The sequence below is a fragment of the Ideonella sp. P3_A4 genome (assembly GCF_056403075.1).
Genome location: NZ_JBFUGE010000454.1, coordinates 1 through 4,881 on the forward strand (window position 1 = coordinate 1; position 4,881 = coordinate 4,881).

The 4,881-nt window shown below is 67.2% G+C and carries 3 protein-coding genes; 2 read left to right on the forward strand and 1 reads right to left on the reverse strand.

The features are described 5' to 3' along the window. A partial coding sequence (locus tag AC1DYI_RS26600) for a hypothetical protein (RefSeq protein WP_477207134.1) occupies positions 1-1,272 on the forward strand: 1,272 nt, incomplete at its 5' end. A 33-nt stretch (positions 1,273-1,305) separates the two neighbouring features. On the opposite strand, the gene dapB is transcribed toward AC1DYI_RS26600, so the two are convergent. Beyond that, on the reverse strand, positions 1,306-2,136 hold the full coding sequence (dapB, locus tag AC1DYI_RS26605) for a 4-hydroxy-tetrahydrodipicolinate reductase (protein WP_477207135.1): 831 nt from the start codon (positions 2,134-2,136) through the stop codon (positions 1,306-1,308). 264 nt (positions 2,137-2,400) lie between these two features. On the opposite strand from dapB, the gene AC1DYI_RS26610 reads away from it, so the two are divergent. Further along, the gene (locus tag AC1DYI_RS26610; RefSeq protein WP_477207136.1) at positions 2,401-4,548 is read left to right on the forward strand and encodes a M14 family zinc carboxypeptidase; all 2,148 of its coding nucleotides are present in this window, start codon (positions 2,401-2,403) and stop codon (positions 4,546-4,548) included. Positions 4,549-4,881: the final 333 nt, after the last annotated feature.

Genomic DNA, 4,881 nt, shown 5'->3' on the forward strand with positions numbered 1-4,881 from the left:
GACCTGGGTGCGCTGCCGGGTGACAGCGACAGCGTGGCCACCGGCATCAACAGCAACGGCAGCGTGGTGGGCTGGTCCAACGGGCCGAACGGCTACCGCGGTTTCGTCTACACGGACGCGAGCGGCATGAGTGCGCTGCCCGGCCTGCCCAGCCGGCCCAGGGCGTTCCCCCGCAAGATCAACGATGCAGGCGACATCGCCGGCACCGCCGACGCCGGCGGGACCGACCTGGGCCATGCCGTGCGCTGGCAGGCTGGCATTCCTCAAGACCTGGGCACGCTGCCCGCCGGCCCCTACAGCGCCGCCTGGGGCATCAACAACCACGGCGACGTCGTCGGCGAGTCGAGCACCCAGGTCAACGGCATCAACGTCGTCCACGCCTTTGTCTACACCAATGCGCTCGGCATGGTGGACCTGACGCCGACCAGCGACACGGGCGTGGCCCACGGCATCAACGATGCGGGCCAGATCGCCGGCTACAAGACCGCCGCGGGCGGCTACCACGCCTTCCGTTGGGCGAATGGCACCTTTCAGGACCTGGGCGTGCTGCCAGGCATGGCCCACAGCTTCGGCTACGCGATCGAGCCGGGTGGCCGCGTCGCCGGCCACTCGACCAGTGCCAGCGGGAACAGTGAGCGCCTGTTCCGATTCACCGACGGCACCGGCCTGCAGAACCTGGGCGGCACCGGCGAGCACAACACCGCCTGGGGCATCAACATCGCCGGCACCGTGGTGGGGTCGCTCGGCCAATCGGCGGCGCGCGCCTTCGTCTACACCGATCAGGCCGGCCTGCAGAACCTGAACGAACTCATCGACCAGTCACGCGGTTGGGTGCTGCAAGCGGCATTCGACATCAACGCGACCGGGCAGGTCGTCGGCTACGGATTCAACAACTTCACCCAATCGACGCACGCGGTGCTTCTCTCGCCAACGACCAAGCGCCCGCCCGAATGCAGCTTCAACTGCCTGCGCTCCAAGTCCGTCACATTGACAGGTGAACTGGTGCACCAGGTGGCCAACGTCGACGGCAAGGTGATGGTCAAGGACGAGAACGGCAACGCGGTGCCGCAAGCCTTGGTCATCGCCAACTGGACGCGGCCGGACGGCAGCACCGAGATCCACAACGCCTGGACGAACAACAAGGGCAGCGCGAAGTTCAACACCAGCGGCGGCCAGGGCACCTATGCGCTGGAGGTGATCGGCATCGTCAAGAGCCTGCACAGCTTCAACCCGAAACGCAGCGTGCTGAGCGGCAGCGTCACCGTGCCCTGAACCAGGCGGTGTCTCGGGCCGCCGGCCTTCGCATCACAGGTCCATCACCCGATCCAGCCCACGCACGACGCCGGTGACCGTGTGGACCTTGCGGATGGCCAGCAACGCACCGTCCACGTAAGGCTCGGCGCTGCCGCCTGCTTCGTGGCGAATGTGCAGCCGCTGGTCCTTCATGCCGAACACGGCTTCGATGCCCAGCACATAGCCGGGCAAGCGCACTGCGTGCACTTGAACGCCGTTGACGCTGGCGCCACGCACACCCGGCGGGCCATTGACCTGGTCGAGAGGCACACCCAGCACGGGTTGCTGCACACGGCCCAGACGCGAAGCCAGTTCGCGGGCGGTGCCCGAGGGTGCGTCCGGCTTGCCCTCGTAGGCGAAGTCGATGATCTCGAAGCTGGGGATGTAGGCCGCCGCCATCTCTGCGAAACGCTGCAGCAGCACCGCTGTCAGCGCGAAGTTGCCGCATGCGAGCACACCACGCTGGTGGCGCTGAGCCGCGGCGTCGATCTCGGCGTAGTCGCTGTCGCTCAGCCCCGAGCTGCCCACCACCACATGTGCACCAGACTCCAGCGCGGCGATGATGTTGCGCTTGACCACGCTCACGTCGGTGGGCTTGCCGTACTCGACGTAGACATTGCACTCCGTTTGCGCCAGAGCTTCTTGGGTCGACTGAGACACCAGGCACTGCAGCGAATCGTCGCCGATCACATCGCCCAGCTTTCGCCCGGCGTTGCGCGCCCCAACGGCGCCGACAAGGCGCATGTCAGGCTGGCGGCCAATGCCCCGCGCCAGCGCCGAGCCGGCCCAGCCGGAAGCGCCCCCGAGGACGATGTTGATGATGTCGGCAGACGACGCTTCCATGAGGACTCCAGGATTTCGGACGGGCCATTGTGTGAGGGCTGCTTTGACCTTGCACCGCGCGGGCCACAGCCGGCGGCCGCAGCAAGCACGACTCGCCAATCCGACGTTAGTCGTGCCGACCCGCCCCGCACAGACCCTGATTTCGCTCGTTAGCGCAGTGCTTACATTCGCCCGTTGCGCTGCGGTTGGGTGATCCCCTCACGTGGCGCCCAGGCCAGGCGCGGCACCACCGCGCCTGGATCCCCACGCACCCGGAGAATCCCAATGACCCTGCGTCTATCGAGGATAACTGCGGCCACCGCCGCCCTGCTGCTGTCGATGGGGGCCACGCCCCTGTGGGCCGCCAACGGCGCCGATGGCGCCACCGACCAAGCCACCGCGCAGAAGGCAGCCCGAGAGGCGGCCGACGAGATGCGCCAGCTGCGCCAGCAAGAACGCCAGCGCAACAACATCTACAAGGTCTGGTTCCCGGACCAGGCCACCGCCCGCAAGGCGGCGATCAGCTACCACCACGCGCTGCTCGAATCGAAGTACGACGCCGGTTACCTGATCCTCCAACTGGAGTCTGAAGAGTACGCGGCGCTGCAGGCCCAGGGCTTCCGCCTGGAGACGGCACACGACTTCATCAAGCGCCGCAACGAGTTCCTCGACCGGTTCGACAGGGCCGCCGACGAGAACCGCAAAAGCGGCGGAAACGGCGACGTCGGCGTCGAGTCCATCCCCGGCTATTCCTGCTACGAAACGGTCGAAGAGACCTTTGCGGCGGCACAGGCCTTTGCCACTTCGAAGCCAAACCTGGCGCAGTGGATCGACGCGGGCAACTCGTGGCAGAAGAACGCCGGCAGCGGCGGCTACGACATGCGCGTGCTGAAGTTGACCAACACCGCGATCGGCGGCACCAAGCCCAAGCTCTTCGTCACCAGCGCCATCCATGCGCGTGAATACACCACAGCCCCGCTGGCGCTCGAATTCGCCCGCTGGCTCGTCAATGGCTACGGCACCAACGCCGACGCCACCTGGATGCTCGACCACCACGAGATCCACCTGATGCTGCAGACCAACCCCGACGGCCGCAAGAAGGCCGAGGGCGGCCTGTCGTGGCGCAAGAACACCAACACCGCCTACTGCGGCGCCAACAGCAACACCCGCGGCGCCGACCTGAACCGCAACTTCACGTTCGGCTGGAATTCGACCAACGGCCAGGGCTCGAGCGGCAACCAATGTGACCTGACCTACCGCGGCCCTTCAGCGCACAGCGAGCCCGAGACGCAGGCGGTCGAGAGCTACATCGGCAGCATCTTTGCCGACAACCGCGGCCCCAACCAGGGCGACGCGGCGCCGGCCAACACGATGGGCGTGCACCTGGACATCCACAGCTACAGCCAGCTCGTGCTGTGGCCCTGGGGCACGACCAACACGCCAGCACCGAACGGAACCGCGCTGCAGACGATGGGACGCCGCCTGGCCTGGTTCAACGGCTACACGCCGGAACAATCGATCGGCCTGTACCCGACCGACGGCACCAGTGACGGCCCGAGTTRTGGCGACCGTGGCGTGGCGGCCTTCACCATCGAACTGGGCAGCAGCTTCTTCGAAAGCTGCACCACCTACAACAACACGACCAAGCCGAAGAACCTGCCGGCGCTGATCTACGCCGCCCGCGTGGCCCGCGCACCCTACCAACTGCCTGCCGGCCCGGACGTGACCAGCCTTTCGCTCAACGACGGCACCGGTGTGCCAGCCGGTACGCCAGTGACGGTGACCGCGTCGATCACCGACACGCGCTTCAACAACAGCAACGGCACCGAAGCAACGCAGGCGATCAACGCGGCCGAGGCTTACATCGACACGCCCCCGTGGAGCCCAGGCGCCACGGCAATCGCGCTGTCGGCGTCGGACGGCACGTTCAACTCGACGACCGAGGCCATCACCGGCACGCTGAACACCACCAACCTGGCCAACGGCAAGCACCTGGTGTTCGTGCGCGGCAAGGACGCTTCGGGCGCCTTCGGCCCGGTCAGCGCGGTGTTCGTCAACATCGGCCCCGGCACGCCGCCCGTGACCGAGACGGAGCCGAACAACAGCATCGCCGCGGCCAACGCAGTGGCCGCACCGGTCACGCTCACCGGCACGATGGGCACCAACACCGACAGCGACTTCTTCCGGGTCGACCTGCCCGCCGGCGCCACGCTGACCTCGACGCTGACGCCCAACAGCTCCAGCGACTATGACCTGTACGTCTACGACAGCGCCGGCACGCTGCTCGGCAAGAGCGAGCGCAGCAGCGGTCTGGTCGACACGGTCAGCGTGACCAACTCGAGCGGCAGCACCGCCCAGCGTTACGTGAAGGTGCTGTACTACAGCGGCAATACCGGTAGCGGCGGCACCTACAGCCTGCAGCTGAGCTGGTGATAGGTCGGCGGCCCCCAGGGASGGGGGCCGCACCGCCGGAACTGGGCCCGTGGCCATGCCACCATGGGCGCATGTCCAAGAAGCTGCCCTTACCCCAACCGTTTCCGCACATGCCAGGTGAAGCGCCTGCCCCACGCCGTCGTGGGCTGCCGCTCACTTGGCGCATCGCCGCATGCGCCCTGCTCGTGATGCCGTTCAGTGCGGCGCACGCTGCGTGTCCATCCCAGCACGAGCCCACCGGCGAACGCTCGTTCGACGTGTCGGGCGCCACCTACCAAGTGCAGCTGTGCCTGAAGACCCCGGGTGATGCCGGCACGGCGGGAAGCCTGGTGG

What these genes read in the sequence shown, in the direction of transcription:
- dapB (WP_477207135.1), bottom strand. Translation starts at nt 2,136, where the DNA reads ATGGAAGCGTCGTCTGCCGACATCATCAACATCGTCCTCGGGGGCGCT.